The sequence below is a fragment of the Massilia sp. DJPM01 genome (assembly GCF_030348125.1).
Lineage (GTDB): Bacteria > Pseudomonadota > Gammaproteobacteria > Burkholderiales > Burkholderiaceae_D > Telluria_A > Telluria_A frigida.
Window position 1 is genome coordinate 23330 of record NZ_JAQOZV010000036.1, and the last position, 16057, is coordinate 39386.

At 65.6% G+C, this 16057-nt stretch carries 15 protein-coding genes; 10 read left to right on the top strand and 5 right to left on the bottom strand.

Annotated elements, in window-relative coordinates; translation table 11 throughout:
- The first annotated feature begins 38 nt into the window (after nt 1-38).
- The 9 genes from PO883_RS21410 (at nt 39) to PO883_RS21450 (ending at nt 7802) form a co-directional block, all read left to right on the top strand.
- On the top strand, nt 39-1232 hold the full coding sequence (locus PO883_RS21410) for a substrate-binding domain-containing protein (RefSeq protein ID WP_289311542.1): 1194 nt from the start codon (nt 39-41) through the stop codon (nt 1230-1232).
- A complete protein-coding gene (locus PO883_RS21415) occupies nt 1229-1999 on the top strand; it encodes an ABC transporter ATP-binding protein (protein WP_289311543.1) in 771 nt (256 codons plus the stop codon). Before PO883_RS21410 ends, PO883_RS21415 begins: the two co-directional genes overlap by 4 nt.
- A 4-nt stretch (nt 2000-2003) precedes the next feature.
- Nucleotides 2004-2729: an ABC transporter ATP-binding protein gene (locus PO883_RS21420; RefSeq protein ID WP_289311544.1), complete on the top strand. Its 726-nt coding sequence runs from the start codon at nt 2004-2006 to the stop codon at nt 2727-2729.
- A gap of 55 nt (nt 2730-2784) precedes the next feature.
- Nucleotides 2785-3822, top strand: coding sequence for a branched-chain amino acid ABC transporter permease (locus PO883_RS21425; RefSeq protein WP_289311583.1), 1038 nt, complete (start codon nt 2785-2787; stop codon nt 3820-3822).
- A 9-nt stretch (nt 3823-3831) separates the two neighbouring features.
- Nucleotides 3832-4914: a branched-chain amino acid ABC transporter permease gene (locus PO883_RS21430; protein WP_289311545.1), complete on the top strand. Its 1083-nt coding sequence runs from the start codon at nt 3832-3834 to the stop codon at nt 4912-4914.
- Between the two features lie 246 nt (nt 4915-5160).
- Complete coding sequence (locus tag PO883_RS21435) at nt 5161-5853, top strand: choice-of-anchor J family PEP-CTERM protein (RefSeq protein ID WP_289311546.1); 693 nt, start codon at nt 5161-5163, stop codon at nt 5851-5853.
- Nucleotides 5847-6224 carry a post-PEP-CTERM-1 domain-containing protein gene (locus PO883_RS21440; RefSeq protein ID WP_289311547.1) on the top strand — a complete coding sequence of 126 codons (378 nt, stop codon included), beginning with the start codon at nt 5847-5849 and terminating at the stop codon, nt 6222-6224. Before PO883_RS21435 ends, PO883_RS21440 begins: the two co-directional genes overlap by 7 nt.
- Complete coding sequence (locus tag PO883_RS21445; RefSeq protein WP_289311548.1) at nt 6214-7653, top strand: PA domain-containing protein; 1440 nt, start codon at nt 6214-6216, stop codon at nt 7651-7653. Before PO883_RS21440 ends, PO883_RS21445 begins: the two co-directional genes overlap by 11 nt.
- The gene (locus PO883_RS21450; protein ID WP_289311549.1) at nt 7650-7802 is read left to right on the top strand and encodes a hypothetical protein; all 153 of its coding nucleotides are present in this window, start codon (nt 7650-7652) and stop codon (nt 7800-7802) included. The genes PO883_RS21445 and PO883_RS21450 overlap by 4 nt, the downstream gene beginning before the upstream one ends.
- Nucleotides 7803-7892: 90 nt before the next feature.
- Here PO883_RS21450 and ppa read toward each other — a convergent pair whose 3' ends face one another.
- The 5 genes from ppa to hemC form a co-directional block, all read right to left on the bottom strand.
- The gene (ppa, locus tag PO883_RS21455) at nt 7893-8438 is read right to left on the bottom strand and encodes an inorganic diphosphatase (RefSeq protein ID WP_054263314.1); all 546 of its coding nucleotides are present in this window, start codon (nt 8436-8438) and stop codon (nt 7893-7895) included.
- A gap of 511 nt (nt 8439-8949) precedes the next feature.
- The gene (locus tag PO883_RS21460) at nt 8950-10146 is read right to left on the bottom strand and encodes a heme biosynthesis protein HemY (protein WP_289311550.1); all 1197 of its coding nucleotides are present in this window, start codon (nt 10144-10146) and stop codon (nt 8950-8952) included.
- Between the two features lies 1 nt (nt 10147).
- Nucleotides 10148-11206: a uroporphyrinogen-III C-methyltransferase gene (locus PO883_RS21465; RefSeq protein ID WP_373890093.1), complete on the bottom strand. Its 1059-nt coding sequence runs from the start codon at nt 11204-11206 to the stop codon at nt 10148-10150.
- Nucleotides 11207-11316: 110 nt separating this feature from the next.
- Nucleotides 11317-12087 carry a uroporphyrinogen-III synthase gene (locus tag PO883_RS21470; RefSeq protein ID WP_289311552.1) on the bottom strand — a complete coding sequence of 257 codons (771 nt, stop codon included), beginning with the start codon at nt 12085-12087 and terminating at the stop codon, nt 11317-11319.
- The gene (gene hemC / locus PO883_RS21475; protein WP_289311553.1) at nt 12080-13054 is read right to left on the bottom strand and encodes a hydroxymethylbilane synthase; all 975 of its coding nucleotides are present in this window, start codon (nt 13052-13054) and stop codon (nt 12080-12082) included. Before hemC ends, PO883_RS21470 begins: the two co-directional genes overlap by 8 nt.
- Nucleotides 13055-13196: 142 nt before the next feature.
- On the opposite strand from hemC, the gene ppc reads away from it, so the two are divergent.
- On the top strand, nt 13197-16007 hold the full coding sequence (gene ppc, locus PO883_RS21480) for a phosphoenolpyruvate carboxylase (protein WP_289311554.1): 2811 nt from the start codon (nt 13197-13199) through the stop codon (nt 16005-16007).
- Nucleotides 16008-16057: the final 50 nt, after the last annotated feature.

Sequence of the window (16057 nt, forward strand, 5' to 3'; positions counted from 1 at the left end):
CACATAAGTATAAAGCAGCATTCCCAAGAGGAGACACGATGTACAAACTCAACACCCTGGCAGCCGCCGTCCTGGCCACCCTCGCGACCACCCTGGCAGCGCCGGCCATGGCCGCGCCCGACCTGAAAATCGCCCTTATCGCGGGCAAGACCGGGATCCTCGAAACCTATGCCAAGGAAACCGAAACCGGCTTCATGATGGGCCTGGAGTACCTCACCGGCGGCAAGATGGAAATCAACGGGCGCAAGCTCAAGGTGATCGTCAAGGATGACCAGGGCAAGCCCGACCTGGGACGCACCCTGCTGGCCGAAGCCTACGGCGACGACAAGGCCGATATCGCGGTCGGCACCACCTCGTCCGGCTCGGCGATTGCCATGCTGCCGGTGGCGCTGGAATACAAGAAAATCCTGATCGTCGAGCCGGCCGTGGCCGACGCCATCACCGGCGACAAATGGAACCGCTACATTTTCCGCACCGCGCGCAGCTCGATGCAAGATGCGCTGGCCGCCGCCAGCACCCTCAAGGCCGGCAGCGTGGCCTTTTTGGCGCAGGACTACGCCTTCGGCAAGGATGCGGTCAAGGCCGGGCGCGAAGCGCTGGCGGCGACCGGCAGCAAGGCCCAGGTGGTGCACGAGGAATATGCGCCCCAGGCCACCAGCGACTTCACCGCGCCGGCCCAGCGCATCTTCGACGCCCTGAAGGACAAGCCGCAGCCGCGCCTGCTGCAAATCGTCTGGGCCGGGCCGAACCCGATGAACAAGCTGGCCGACATGAAGCCCGAGCGCTACGGTGTCAATCTGGCGCCCGGCGGCAACATCTTGCCGGTGATGAAAACCTGGAAGAACTTCGCCGGCACCCAGGGCACCATCTATTACTATCACGGCTTCCCGAAAAACAAGATGAACGACTGGTTCGTGGCTGAACACAGCAAGCGCTTCAAGGCCCCGCCCGACATGTTCACCGCCGGCGGTTTCGCGGCGGCCAGCGCGGTGGTCACGGCATTGACCAAGGCCAACTCGGGCGATACCGAGAAACTAATCACGGCCATGGAAGGCATGGACTTCGAGACGCCCAAGGGCAAGATGAGCTTCCGCAAGGAAGACCACCAGGCGCTGCAGCCGATGTACCACTTCCGCATCAAGAAAGACCAGAAGAACGAGTGGGACTTGCTGGAACTGGTGCGCGAAATCCCGGCCAGCGAGATGCCGCTTCCGGTGAGGAACAAGCGATGACGCCGGCGGCCATGCCGTCGCTGTCGACGCGCGACCTTTCCATCCGCTTCGGCGGGCACGTGGCGGTCGACAAGGTCAGCGCCGATTTCTATCCCGGCACCCTGACCGTGATTGTCGGCCCCAACGGCGCCGGCAAGACCACCTACTTCAACCTGATGTCGGGCCAGCTGCCGGCCACATCGGGCACGGTCTTGCTCGATGGCGCCGACATCACCCGCCACGGCGCGGCCAAACGCACCGCACTCGGCATCGGGCGCGCCTTCCAGCTGACTAACCTGTTCCCGCACCTGACGGTGGCCGAAAACGTGCGCCTGGCGGTGCAAAGCCGGGCGCGCATCGGCATGAACATGTTTTCGCGCTGGTCCAGCCACAGCGACCTGATCGTGCGCGCCGACTATTACCTGGAGCGGGTCGCCATGGCCGGCCGCCGCGACACGCGCGTGGCGGCCCTGTCGCACGGCGACAAGCGCAAGCTGGAAGTGGCGATCTTGCTGGCGCTGGAACCGACGGTGATGATGTTCGACGAACCGACCGCCGGCATGAGCGTGGACGAAGTGCCGGTCGTGCTCGACCTGATCCACCAGGTCAAGGCCGAGCGCAACAAGACCATCTTGCTGGTCGAACACAAGATGGACGTGGTGCGCTCGCTGGCCGACCGCATCATCGTCCTGCACAACGGCGCCCTGGTCGCCGACGGCAATCCGGCCGAGGTGATGGCCTCGGCCATCGTCCAGGAAGCTTATCTGGGGACGCCCGAACATGCGTGAAGCCATGCCTGAACCACTCCTCCAGCTGAGCGGGGTCCACACCCACATCGGCGAGTACCACATCCTGCAAGGGGTGGACCTGACGGTGCCGCGCGGCGGCCTGTCGGTGCTGCTGGGACGCAACGGCGCCGGCAAGACCACCACCTTGCGCACCATCATGGGCTTGTGGAAAGCCAGCGCCGGCACGGTGCGCTTCGACGGGCACGACATCGCCGCCCTGCCCACGCCCGACATCGCCCGCCTCGGCATCGCCTACGTGCCCGAATCGATGGCCGTGTTTTCCGACCTGACCGTGCGCGACAACCTCTACCTGGCCGCGCGCAGCGGGCCGCTCGACGAGCAGCGGGTCGAGTGGATTTTCGGCTTCTTTCCGGCACTCAAGAAATTCTGGCATTACCCGGCCGGCAACCTGTCCGGCGGGCAAAAGCAGATGGTGGCGATCGCGCGCGCCATCGTCGAACCGCGCAAGCTGCTGCTGATCGACGAGCCGACCAAGGGCCTGGCCCCGGCCATCATCCAGAGCCTGATCGCCGCCTTCCGCGAACTCAAGCAGACCGACACCACCATCCTGCTGGTCGAGCAGAATTTCAGCTTCGTCAAGCACCTGGGCGACACGGTGTCGGTGATGGATGACGGGCGCGTGGTCCACGCCGGCGCCATGCGCGAGCTGGTCGAGAACGAGGACTTGCAGCAACGCCTGCTCGGGCTGGCACTGAGCTCCCATCAATGAACCTGCATCCATCATGAAAACGGAGACCCGTCACGTGACCACCAAATCGCCTCCGGTGAGCGCCGCCACCGCGCTGCCCGCCGTCCCGGCTGCCCCGGCCGACGCGCCCTTGCCGGCCGCCAGGCGCGACCTCGCGCCGCTGCTGCTGGTGCCGGCGCTGATCCTGCTCATGCTGCCGCTGGTGGGCAGCTTTCCCACCTGGGTCACCCTGACCATCGCCGGCCTGGCGATGGGCATGATGATCTTCATCATGGCCAGCGGCCTGACGCTCGTGTTCGGGCTGATGGACGTGCTCAACTTCGGCCACGGCGCCTTCGTCTCGGTCGGCGCCTACGCCGCCACCATGGTGTTGATTCCCATGCGCGGCTGGCTCGAGGTCGATTCGCTGCTGATCAACCTGGGCGTGCTGGGCCTGGCGATCACGGTGGCCATGCTCGCCACCGCGCTGCTCGGCTGGGCCTTCGAGCGCATCATCATCGCGCCCGTGTACGGCCAGCATCTCAAGCAAATCCTGATCACCATGGGCGGCATGATCGTGGCCGAGCAGCTGATCAACGTGATCTGGGGCGCCGAGCAGATTCCCCTGCCGCTGCCGGCCAGCCTGCGCGGGGCCGTGATGCTGGGCGACGCGGCGGTCGAGAAATACCGGCTGGTGGCGGTCGTGATCGGCCTGCTGGTGTTCGTGGCCATGTTCCTGGTGCTCAACCGCACCAAGATCGGCCTGCTGATCCGCGCCGGCGTCGAAAACCGCGAGATGGTCGAGGCCATGGGCTACCGCATCCGGCGCCTGTTCGTGGCCGTGTTCGCGGCCGGTTCGGCGCTGGCCGGCCTGGGCGGCGTGCTGTGGGGGCTGTACAAGGAAACCCTGAACGCGGCCATGGGTGGCGAAATCATGGTGATGATTTTTATCGTCATCATCATCGGCGGGCTGGGCTCGGTCGGCGGCTGCTTCATCGGCGCGCTGCTGATGGCGCTGGTGGCCAACTATGCCGGCTTCCTGGCGCCCAAGTTCGCGCTGGTGTCGCACATCGCGCTGATGATCGCCATCTTGCTATGGCGCCCGGCCGGCCTGTATTCCAACCTGAGGCGTTAAGGAAGCACGATGCTCAATCAATTATTATCCGGCGACTTGCCGCGCAGCCGGGCCTTGTCCGCCACCCTGCTGCTGATCCTGCTGGGACTGGCGCTGGCGCCATTTCTCACCAGCGGCGCGCGTCCGCTCAACACCGCCGCCACCATCTGCATCTACATCGTGCTGGTGGCTTCCTACGACTTGCTGCTCGGCTACACCGGCATCGTTTCCTTCGCCCACACCATGTTCTTCGGCATCGGCGCGTACGGGGTCGGGCTGGGGCTGGCGAGCGGCGAGCCGACCTGGGGCGCGGCCTTCACCGGCCTGCTGCTGGCCCTGCTGCTGACGCTGGTGCTGGCCCTGGTGGTGGGCTTGTTCGCGCTGCGCGTGCGCGCCATTTTCTACGCCATGATCACGCTCGCGGTGGCCTCCTCGTTTGCCGTACTGGCCTCGCAACTGTCCGACCTGACCGGCGGCGAGGACGGCAAGACCTTCAGCGTGCCGGAATTGCTCACGCCGGGCTTTCGCCTGTTCGAGTCCGACCTGTTCGGGCGCGCCATCGATGGCAAGCTGATTACCTACTACATCGTGTTCGGCGGCTGCCTGCTGCTATTCCTGTTCCTGCTGCGGCTGGTCAATTCGCCGTTCGGCCGGGTGCTGCAAGCGATCCGCGAAAACGAATTCCGCGCCGAGGCGCTGGGCTACCGCACGGTGCTGTACCGGATCTGGGCCAACGTGCTGGCGGCGCTGGTGGCAGCCCTGGCCGGCGCGCTGATGGCGCTGTGGCTGCACTACGTGGGGCCGAAAACCATGCTCGGCTTCGAGGTGATGACCGACATCCTGCTGATCGTGGTGATCGGCGGCATGGGCACCATGTATGGCGCGGTGGTCGGCGCGACCCTGTTCATCATTGCGCAGAATTACCTCAAGGCGCTGATGGCCGAGGGTTCGGCCGCCCTGCAAGGCGTGCCCTTGCTGGCGCAGGCGCTGCATCCCGACCGCTGGATGCTGTGGCTGGGCGTGCTGTTCGTGCTGTCGATCTACTTTTTCCCTGTCGGCATCGTGGGGAAACTGCGTTTGCGAAAGCTTGCTGCACGGCCAGCCGGTAACTGAACATTCCCGCGCACGTCCCCGCCGCGCCGGGGACGTGCAGTTCCACCCCATCCCTCGCCGGTTGAACCCGCTTCGCCGCGCATCTTCGATGACGTTCCCTGCAATTGCCCTTCAATCTGCTTCGCACATTAAGCACACATCAATGCTGGCGCCTGTTCCACTCCTATCATGGGATGAACCGTGGCCTCGCTGCCTGCCAGAGCGCGTGGAAGTGCCATCCTGCTGGCAACTGCTGAAAGAACGACGATGAAACTACCTCCTACCCTGCTTGCCACGGCGGCCTTCGCCGTGGCCGCCGCGCTGCCCGCTGCGTCGCACGCCATCGAACCCATCGTAGTCATCAACGAAAACTTCAACGATATCGGCACCCTCAACAACTGGGCCTTCACCAACAACAGCGTCCCGCCGGGCCAGCCTTGGTCGCAAGGCAACCCCGGCGTCTTTCCGGCTCCCTCGGGTCCGCCCTCCTCCTATATCGCGGCCAATTACCTGAGCGCGCAAAACGGCATGGGCAGCATCGACAACTGGCTGATCACCCCGGTCGTGACCCTGATCGGCCCCAGCGAACTCTCGTTTTTCACGCGCTCGGCCAGCGCGTCCGGCTTTGGCGACACGCTCGAAGTGCGCTTTTCCCCTGGCGGCGGCAGCGACCCCGGCGGCTTCAATACCGTGCTCGGCATTCTCGGCGGCATTGCAGACTATCCCACGGTGTGGCAACAGGTCATTTCCAGCATCGACTATAACGGCCAGGGCCGTTTCGCCTTTCGTTACGTTGGCGACGCCTCGGCGGCGAACTATATCGGCCTTGACGCTGTCTTAGTCACTACGGTGCCCGAACCTGGCACCTGGCTGATGCTGCTGGTCGGGGTGGGCAGTCTGGCATTGCTGCGCCGACGGCAGTTAACAATGAACGAAACCAGGAGACTTCCGACATGTTGAGTAAAACTCTGATCACCTGCTGCGCGCTGGCTGCCTTCTCGACGGCGGCCACGGTCGCAGCGCAAACGGACGGCATGGCCGTGGTGCGCGACAAGCAAACCGGGCAACTGCGCCCGGCCACCGCGGCCGAGCTGCGCGCCATGGACGGCAGCCTGGTGCAGCCACAGATCGCGCATCCCCAGCCGCAGGTCCGGGTGCGTGCCGACGGTACCCGCAGCGCGCCCCTGGGCGGGCGCGGCGTGGTGTATTCGGTCGTCTCGCGCACGGCCGACGGCAAGCTGGTCCAGCGCTGCGTGGAAGGCGAAGCCGCCGCGCGGCACGCCGTCCACGAGCATGCGGCACCCGTGGAGGAGCACAGCAATGAGCAATGAGCGTCCCCTCCTGCGGCAGGCCGCCGCCGCCCTGGCTCTGGCCTTGTCCTGCTGCGCCATCGGTGGCGCCCACGCGGCCGCCACCATCACGATCGTCAATACCAACGCGCCCAACATCGGCTTCAACGATCCCACGCCGGTACAGCCGGTCGGGGGCAACAGCGGGCGCACGCTGGGCGCCCAACGCCTCATCGCGTTCCAGCAGGCGGCGGACATCTGGGGCCGCACCATCACCAGCCCGGCCCCGGTGCGGGTGGCCGCCTCGTTCGAGCCGCTGCCGTGCAACGCCGATGGCGCGGTGCTCGGCTCGGCGGGTGCGCTGGAAGTGTTTGCCGACTTCCCCAACGCACCCAAGGCGAACACCTGGTATCCGGGTGCGCTGGCGAGCAAGCTGGCCCGCACCGACTTGGCCACGCCGGGCGAAGCGCATATCCGCGCGCGTTTCAACTCGCGCCTCGGCTTGTTTCCCGACTGCATGCCCGGCTCCGGCTTTTACCTGGGGCTGGACCGCAAGGCGGGCGACCAGATCGACCTGGTGGCGGTACTGCTGCACGAACTGGCGCATGGCCTGGGCTTCCAGAACTTCACCGACGAGAGCACCGGCGAGTTCTTCCTTGGCATCCCATCGATCTGGGATTATTTCCTGATCGATACCCGGAATAACAAAGCCTGGATCAACATGAAAGATGACGAGCGCCGCCGCTCGGCCATTGGCGGCGCTACCCTGTCGTGGAACGGCGAACGCGTCTACAAAGTCACGGCGCAGGTGCTCGCCGCCCAGCCCAACCTGATGGTCAGCGGCATGGCTGCGGGCAAGGCCGGCGGCAGCCATGACGTGGGCGAGGCCTCGTTCGGGCCGCAACTGGGGCAAAACGCGGTAGCGGGCGAATTGATGCCGGTGGTCGACCAGGCCAGTGGCAGCGGCCTGGCCTGCACCCCGCTCAGTCCCGCCAACGCGCTGGCGGTCCGGGGCAACATCGCCCTGGTCGACCGTGGCGCCTGCACCTTCGTGACCAAGGCCCGCATCTTGCAGAACGCGGGCGCGCGCGGCATGGTGGTGATGGAAAACACGAGCGACCCCGTCAGCCCGCTGGGCGGCATCGACCCGGCCGTGCGCATTCCCGCCGTGCGCATCGACAAGGCGACTGGCGAGCAACTCAAGTCGGTCATGCTCCGTCGTTCGCGCACCTCGTCGGGCGTGACGGCCAGCCTCGGCCTCAATCCCGACAAACTGGCCGGCACCGACCTGGTCAGGCGGATACGCATGTACAGTCCGGAAGAATATTCGCCGGGCTCGTCGGTGTCGCACTATTCCGTCGATACCAGGCCGAACCAGCTGATGGAGCCGGCCATCAACACCGACCTTCTGCACGACGTCATCCCGCCGCACGACCTGACGTACCCGTTGCTGCAGGATATAGGCTGGTGATTGCCCCGCTGCTCAATGCGCGGTGCGCGCATGCGGAGCTGGTGAAGCAAGCGCGGCTGGTGCAGCATGCGGGACTGGTGCAGCATGCGCGGCTGGTGAAGCATGCGCAGCTGGTGAAGCATGCGCAACTGCTGAAAACCGGGCTGTAAACGCACGACGCGCTCCCTGGGGAGCGCGTCGGATACCACCGCAGCCGTGGCCAATGGCAGCTCGCTGCCATTGGCCACGCGCTGAAAGGCTTACGCCTTGGCGGCTTTGTCTTTGTCGAACGCGGCGATGCCGTTCATGATCTCTGCCTTGGCATCCTCAGGACCACCCCAGCCTTCGACCTTGACCCACTTGCCTGGCTCCAGGTCTTTGTAGTGCTCGAAGAAGTGCTGGATCTGCTGCAGGCGCAGTTCGTTCATGTCTTCCGGCTTTTGCCAGTGTTTATAGATCGGCAAGATCTTATCGACAGGAACCGCCAGCACCTTGGCGTCGCCGCCGGCTTCGTCGGTCATTTTCAGCACGCCGATGGCGCGGCAACGTACCACGACGCCAGGAATCAGCGGGAACGGGGTGATGACCAGCACATCGCACGGGTCGCCGTCGTCGGCGATCGTGTTCGGCACGTAACCGTAGTTGCACGGGTAGTGCATGGCGGTGCCCATGAAACGGTCGACGAAAATCGCGCCCGATTCCTTGTCCACTTCGTACTTGATCGGATCGGCATTCATCGGGATTTCGATGATCACGTTGAAATCATTCGGCACATCGCGGCCGGCGGAGACTTTATTCAAACTCATGGGATATCCTTAGATTGCTGAGGGGGTCAATGGCCGACATTATAACGAAGTTTCACGCGGGCTTGTGCATTGCAGCAAGCGCAGTCGCGCGCCTTGCTCGGCAGGATCGGCTGTCGTGCCACCGGAAATCGGCTGGAGGAGAGCAGGAAATCGCTTGGAAGCGGGCACGAAATCGCTTGGAGAGGCCCACGAAATCGGCTCAAGGCGCCCGGGAATCGGCCGGGGACGCTCAGGAATCGGCCGGGAACGCCCAGGAATCGGTCGAAAACGCTCAGGAATCGGTCGGCGACGCCCAGGAAACCGGCGGCGACGCCCGGAAACGCCCGGCGAACGCACAAAAATCGGCGAACCACACAGTACCGCCGACCTCCAAACCGTCGCCCCCGCGCAGGCGGGGGCCCAAGTTCGTCGTTCAGCCGTTGACTGCGGAGTTCGCCACCCGGGACCGCCTTGCGCGGGCGACGAATTCGCCGTATCGACTGAACAAGCGGCCTTCGGTCAACCGCAAGGCCTACAAAATACTGGCCAGCGCGCACTGCCTGAAATGCGCATTCGCCTCTTCCTGCTGGCCAAGCGCTTCGTGCATCTGCGCCAGCTTCAGGTGCGCCTCGCGCACCATGCGCGGCTCGGTCGCGTCCGACAGGGCCTGTTCCAGATAGCGCTGGGCCTTGCCCCACAGTTTCTGCTTCAGGCACAGCGAACCGAGCGTCAGCGCCAGTTCGGCATCGGTCGGGCGCTGCTTCATCCAGGTTTCGCAATGCTCGATCTGGGCCAGCAGCGCCGGCGAACCGGCCTGCGCCGCCGCATCGCGGTAAGCCCGCACCACGCGGTCGTCCCAGTCGGCGCGCAGCGCTTCCTCGGCGCTGGCGCGCGCTTCATCGTGCAGGCCGCGTGCATTCAGGGCCGCCGCCGCGCGCGCCGCCACGTACGGCTTGACCCGGTCGGCGCTCGGCACGGTGGACCACACCCGCAGGATCGATTCGGCATCGTGCGAACTATCGGACAGCAAGGCGTCGTAGGCCAGTTCGCGCAGGCGCGCCGACAGGGCCGGATGCAGCGCCTTGTGCTTGTCGAGCGAACGCACCAGGCGCAGCACTTCCGGCCAGTTCTTGGCTTGCTGGTGCGCCTTCATCGACCATTGCAGCGCGTGGATGTGGCGCGTACCGCTGGCATTGAGTTCGGCCACGGCGTCGAGCGCCGCCTGCGGCTGGTGGTCGTCGACCAGCAGTTCGGTCATCGTCATCAGGCGCGCGGTTTTCAGCGAATTGTCATGCACCACGCCGGCCAGCCAGTTGTCGCGCCGCGCGCCCTGGCGCATGCGGTGCGCGGCGCGGGCGCCGATCAGGGCCGCAATGCCGGCGTTTTCCGGCAGTTCGGCGGCCCGGATAGCGGCTTTTTCGGCGTGCCCGAAGCGGCCCTCGAACAGGGCCTTGAGCGCATCGCGCAAGCCCTTGTTGCCATCGCGCTCGCGTTTGCGCTGGCGGTAGGCGGCGACCCGGCCCGGCATGCCGACCGTGGCGCGCAGCGCGCGCAGCAAGGCGTACATGACGATGAACAGCAGTACCACCACCACCACGAAGAAATTGAGCGACATGTCGATCCGGTGCGGCGGGTAGAAAAACACCACGTTGCCCGGATTGAAGCGTGCCGTCACGGCAATGCCGATGGCCGCGGCCATCAGCGCGACTAACCAGAGAAGAAGACGCATGTTATGGCTTCGCTTTGTAGTTGCGCACGGCGTTCAGGCTGTCGGACAGGGACGGCATCTCGATGGCGAGGTTGCTGGCCTGGACCTGGCGCAGCAGCGCTTGCGCAGCCTGGGTGGTGCCGGCGCGCGTGTCGAAATACTTGGCGAGGGCATCTTGCGCCGCCACCAGGTCGTTGCGGAAAGCCACTTCATTGCGCGCCAGCAGCGCCATGCGTGCATTCAGCAGGCGCAGCTTGACGTTTTCGCGCACAAAATAGGTTTCCGAGGGCGACAGCATCAGCGCTTCCGGCGTATCGACGCGGCGCACCCGGATCAGCTGGCGCATTTCATCCCACATTTCGCCGGTCCAGCTCTGCCACACGTCCTGCACCCGCACCAGCATCGAGTCCTTGACCGGCGCCGGGGCCGCTGCCGTGGCCGGCGCGGCGCCCGCTTTCGGCGCCACCGGGGCGGCCGCCACCTTGACCGGCTTGGCCGGCAGGGCTGGTTTTTCGTCGGCCAGCATCGGCAGGGTATTAACCTGGGTAATCACATTGTCCAGGCGCAGCGCCACGCCGGTCAGGTCCAGCGCCGGCAGGGCCTTGAGCTTGTCGATATCGGCCGCAATCGCGCGCCGGATCGTGATGAATTGCGGCTTGTCCGAGCGCGACAGCGAACGGTCGGCGTTTTGCAGCGCGATCAGCGCGCCCTGCACATTGCCGGCCAGTTGCAGCTGCTGGCTGGCGGTCGACAGTACCTGCTCGATTTCAGCCAGCGCCCATTCGTCGCGGTTCTTCGACAAATCCTGGTACAGCTGTTCCAGCGCCAATTGCTGGCTCTGGGCTTCGACCTGGCGGTTTTCCAGCAGGCTGACCTTGGCCTGCAAATCCTTGGTCTGGTCCTGCACCGTGCGCACCAGGGTGCTGGTTTCGGTATTGACCACTTCGCCCTTTTGCAGGCGGTTGGCCATTTCCATGCGCAGCTTGAGCAGGTTGCTGCGCGTCGACCAGGCGTGCGCGGCCAGCAGCAGCGCCAGCAGGATCACCACCACCGTCATCGGACGCTGCAGGATTTCAGTCATGCTGTCGCCACCGGACGAGCGCGCGCGCGCCCCCGCTGGTGCACTGTATTGGTCGGCATGGGGAGCAGCGCCGGGCGCTGCACTGTGTTCAGGTAATGTAGGCAATTCGTTCATGCTCGTGATTGTAACGCGGCAAGCAGACGTTCGTCGCCTGATCCGCACAGCGTCAAACGGCACAGGCCCAGCGTGCTTGCCGTTTCGGCAATACGGGCATGCGGCACGATCAGATGCTGTTGTTGCATTTTTTCCACAAGGGCGGGATCGTCCATCTCCCGCACCAGCGCCACCAGTCCGCGCAGCGCCTCGGAACTGGTGATGATCCAGTCGTTGTCGCCTTCCATCAGCACGCGCAGCTGCTGCGCCAGTTCCGGGGTCAGCACCGGCACATGGCGCCGGTAAGCGGCCACGGTGGTGACCAGCACACCGGCCGCGCGCAAGCCATCGGCCATCAGTTCGCGCCCGCTCTCGCCGCGCACGATCAGCACTTTCTGGCCGGCCAGGGCCGCCAGGTCGAGCGTCTCAAGCAGGTTTTCCGAGTCGCTGCGGGCTGGATCGCGCGGGCTGACGATGGTCGCCGTATGGTCGTTGATGCCATGCCGTTCCAGCGCGGCGCGGCTACCCTCGCCCAGCACCGCCAGGGTCACCCAGGTCGGCCACACGCTGATGTGGGCAAACGCGGCATCGATCGCGTTGGGCGACACAAACGCCACCATGGCGCAATCGTGCATGCCGGCCAGCGCCGCCTTGAGCGGCCCCTGGTCGTCCAGCGCCGCTATCTCGAGCAGCGGCAGCAGCACCGCCTCGCGCCCGAGCGCCCTCACCTGCGCGGCCAGGGCGCCGGCCTGCGCCAGCGGGCGCGTGATGATGACCGCGTCAGGCATCGGCGCCGGCATCGACCTTGCAGGCGGCCAGGATCGCGCGCGCATCCTGGTTGTCGAGCAAGTCCGACACCTGCTGGCCCAGCAGCTCCGGATCGTCGGCCGGGCCGCGCAGCTCGGCATGCGCGCTGCGCTTGCCGTCCGGCGTGGCGACCATGGCGCGCAAGTGCATCACGCCGTCGTCGATGGTGGCGAACGCCGCCAGCGGAATCTGGCAACTGCCGCCGAACACTTTCGACACCTTGCGTTCGGCCGCCACGCGTTGCGCGGTCGGCAAATGGTTCAGCGGCGCCAGCACGGCACGCAGGTCGACGCCATCGGTGCGGCTGGAGACGATTTCAATCGCCATCGCGCCCTGTCCGGCCGCCGGCAGCGAGTGCTCGGGGTCCAGCAGCGAGCGGATGCGCTCGGGCAAACCGAGGCGCTTGAGACCGGCGGCGGCCAGGATGATGGCGGCATACTCGCCGCGATCGAGCTTGCCCAGGCGCGTATCGAGATTGCCGCGCAGCGGCTTGATCACCAGGTGCGGATGGCGCGCCGCGATCAGCGACTGGCGCCGCAGGCTGCTGGTGCCCACCACCGCGCCCGGCGGCAGCTCGTCCAGGCTGCCGAAATCGTTCGACACAAAGGCGTCGCGCGGGTCTTCGCGTTCCAGCACGGCGGCCAGTTCGAAACCTTCCGGCAAGTCCATCGGCACATCCTTGAGCGAATGCACGGCCAGGTCGGCGCGCCCTTCGGCCATCGCCACCTCCAGCTCCTTGACGAACAAGCCCTTGCCGCCGACCTTTGATAAAGTGCGGTCGAGGATCTGGTCGCCGCGCGTCGTCATTCCGAGAATCTCGATGCTGCACTGCGGATATAATAAAGCCAATTGCGCGCGGACATGCTCGGCCTGCCACATGGCGAGCCGGCTTTCGCGCGAAGCGATAATGAGCTTGGAGGGCTGCTGGTTCAATTCAGTTGCTTTCAAAACGGATTCTTTCACTGTCGTAAAACCTCAAACCGGTTATGGCAGTCATCGGCGCCTGCATAAGATCACAAATTTTATCATGCGTCCCCTTTGCAGAACCTGGCCAGAAGCCTTTGCACCAACTTTCACTCTGTGGTCCAACATGGTAAATTCATCCGCTGCACAAGAAAACCCTCCAGTCCTCGACAAGGACGCTCCGCTGAAAGAAGATATCCGCCTGCTCGGCCGCCTGCTCGGTGACGTGCTGCGCGACCAGGAAGGCGAAGCCGTGTTCGACGTCGTCGAGACCATCCGCCAGACTGCGGTGCGTTTCCGGCGCGAAGACGACGCCCAGGCCGGCCAGGACCTGACCGCCCTGCTGCACAAGCTCACGCGCGAGCAAACCATTTCGGTGGTGCGCGCGTTTTCGTATTTTTCGCACCTGGCCAACATCGCCGAGGACCAGCACCACATCCGCCGCCGCCGCGCCCACCTGCTGGCCGGCTCGGCGCCGCAGCAGGGCAGCGTGAGCTTCGCGCTGTCCAAGCTGAAAGCGGCCGGCGTGGGCAGCGACACCGTGCGCACCTTTTTCGGCGACGCCCTGATCGCGCCGGTCCTGACGGCCCACCCGACCGAAGTGCAGCGCAAGAGCATTCTCGACGCCGAGCATGACATCGCGCGCCTGCTGGCCGAACGCGACCTGCCGCTCACCCCGCGCGAGCGCGTGGCCAATATGCACCTGCTGCACGCGCGCATCGCGACCTTGTGGCAGACGCGCATGCTGCGCTATTCCAAGCTGACCGTGGCCGACGAAATCGATAACGCCCTGTCCTACTACCGCATCACCTTCCTGCGCGAGCTGCCCGGCCTGTACGACGACATCGAAGAAGAAATCGCCGCACACTATCCCGACGGCGCGGCGCCCGACAACGACAACTCGTATGTGCAGATGGGCAGCTGGATCGGCGGCGACCGCGATGGCAACCCGAACGTCAACGCCGGCACCATGCAGCACGCGCTGGTGCGCCAAGCCACCACCATCCTCGACTTCTACCTCGACGAAGTGCACGCGCTCGGCGCCGAACTGTCGATTTCGACCCTGATGGTGGGCGCCAGCCCGGCCCTGCAAGCGCTGGCCGACGCCTCGCCCGACCAGTCGCCGCACCGCAGCGACGAGCCATACCGGCGCGCCCTGATCGGCATCTACGCGCGCCTGGCCGCCAGCGCGCGCGCGCTGGGCGCGACCAACATCCTGCGCAAGGAAGTCGGGCACGCCGCGCCCTACCTGGACGCCACCGAATTCTGCACCGACCTGCAAGTGCTGGCCGACTCGCTGCGCGCCAACCACGGCACGCTCCTGGTCCGCCCGCGCCTGTCCACGGTGCAGCGCGCCGCCGCCATCTTCGGCTTCCATCTGGCCTCGCTCGACATGCGCCAGACCTCCGACGTGCACGAACGCGTGCTAGCCGAGCTGTTTGCCGGCGCCGGCGTCGAAGCCGACTACACCCAGCTTACCGAAGAACAAAAGGTGCAGCTGCTGCTGGCCGAACTGGCGCAACCGCGCCTGCTGTATTCGCCGTACGCCGAATTGAGCGACGAAACCGCGTCCGAACTGGCGATCCTGCGCGCGGCCAAGGATATCCGCCAGCGCTACGGCAAGCGCGCGATCCGCAACTACATCATCTCGCACACCGAAACCGTGTCCGACCTGCTCGAAGTGCTGCTGCTGCAAAAGGAAACGGGGCTCTTGCGAACACGCGAGAAGCAGCTCGACGCCATGGTCATCCCGCTGTTCGAGACCATTCCCGACCTGCAGCGCGCGGCCGGCATCATGAACGAGTGGATGGCGCTGCCGCTGGTCAAGGAACTGATCGCGCACCAGGGCCAGCTGCAGGAAGTCATGCTCGGCTACTCGGACTCGAACAAGGATGGCGGCTTCCTGACCTCCAACTGGGAGCTGTACAAGGCTGAAATCCACCTGGTCAAGGTGTTCCTTGATGCCGGCGTCAAGCTGCGCCTGTTCCATGGCCGGGGCGGCACGGTCGGACGCGGCGGCGGTCCAAGCTACGAAGCGATCCTGGCGCAGCCGCCGGGCACCGTGAATGGCCAGATCCGCCTGACCGAGCAGGGCGAAATCATCGCCTCCAAGTTCTCGAACGCCGAAATCGGCCGCCGCAACCTGGAGCTGCTGGTCGCCGCCACGCTCGAAGCGAGCCTGATGCCGCACGCCGCCGAAGGCGCCAAGGCCAAGCAGCTGGCCGGCTTCGAAGCCATCATGGCCGGCCTGTCCGAACGCGCCTACAAGGCTTACCGCAACCTGGTCTACGAAACGCCGGGCTTCACCGACTACTTCTTCTCGGCCACGCCGATCGCCGAAATCGCCGAACTCAATCTCGGTTCGCGTCCGGCCTCGCGCAAGTCGACCAAGCGCATCGAAGACTTGCGCGCCATTCCCTGGGGCTTCTCATGGGGCCAGTGCCGCCTGCTGCTGCCGGGCTGGTACGGCTTCGGCTCGGCCATCACGCAATGGATCGAGGAAGGCGAGCGCGAAGAAAAAATCGCGACCCTGCAAGCCATGTTCAAGGAGTGGCCGTTCTTCGCCACGCTGCTGTCGAACATGGACATGGTGCTGGCCAAGACCGACCTGGCGATCGCCTCGCGTTACGCCGGCCTGGTGGCCGACGTGGAACTGCGCGAGCGCATCTTCAAGCGCATTGCGGCCGAACACGGCACCACCTTGCGCTGCCTGGAGATGATCACCGGCGCCCATGAACGCCTGGCCGGCAACCCGCTGCTGGCGCGCTCGATCCAGAACCGCTTCGCCTACCTCGATCCGCTCAATCACTTGCAGGTCGAGCTGATCCACCGCCACCGCGCGCTGTCGGGCGAACCGGGCAAGGTCGACGAACGGGTCCACCGCGGCATCCACCTGTCGATCAACGGCGTGGCCGCCGGCCTGCGCAATACGGGTTAAGCGCCTGCCCCGGGCGGCGCGCCGCCTTGGCGCGCCGCCTTGGCGCGCCG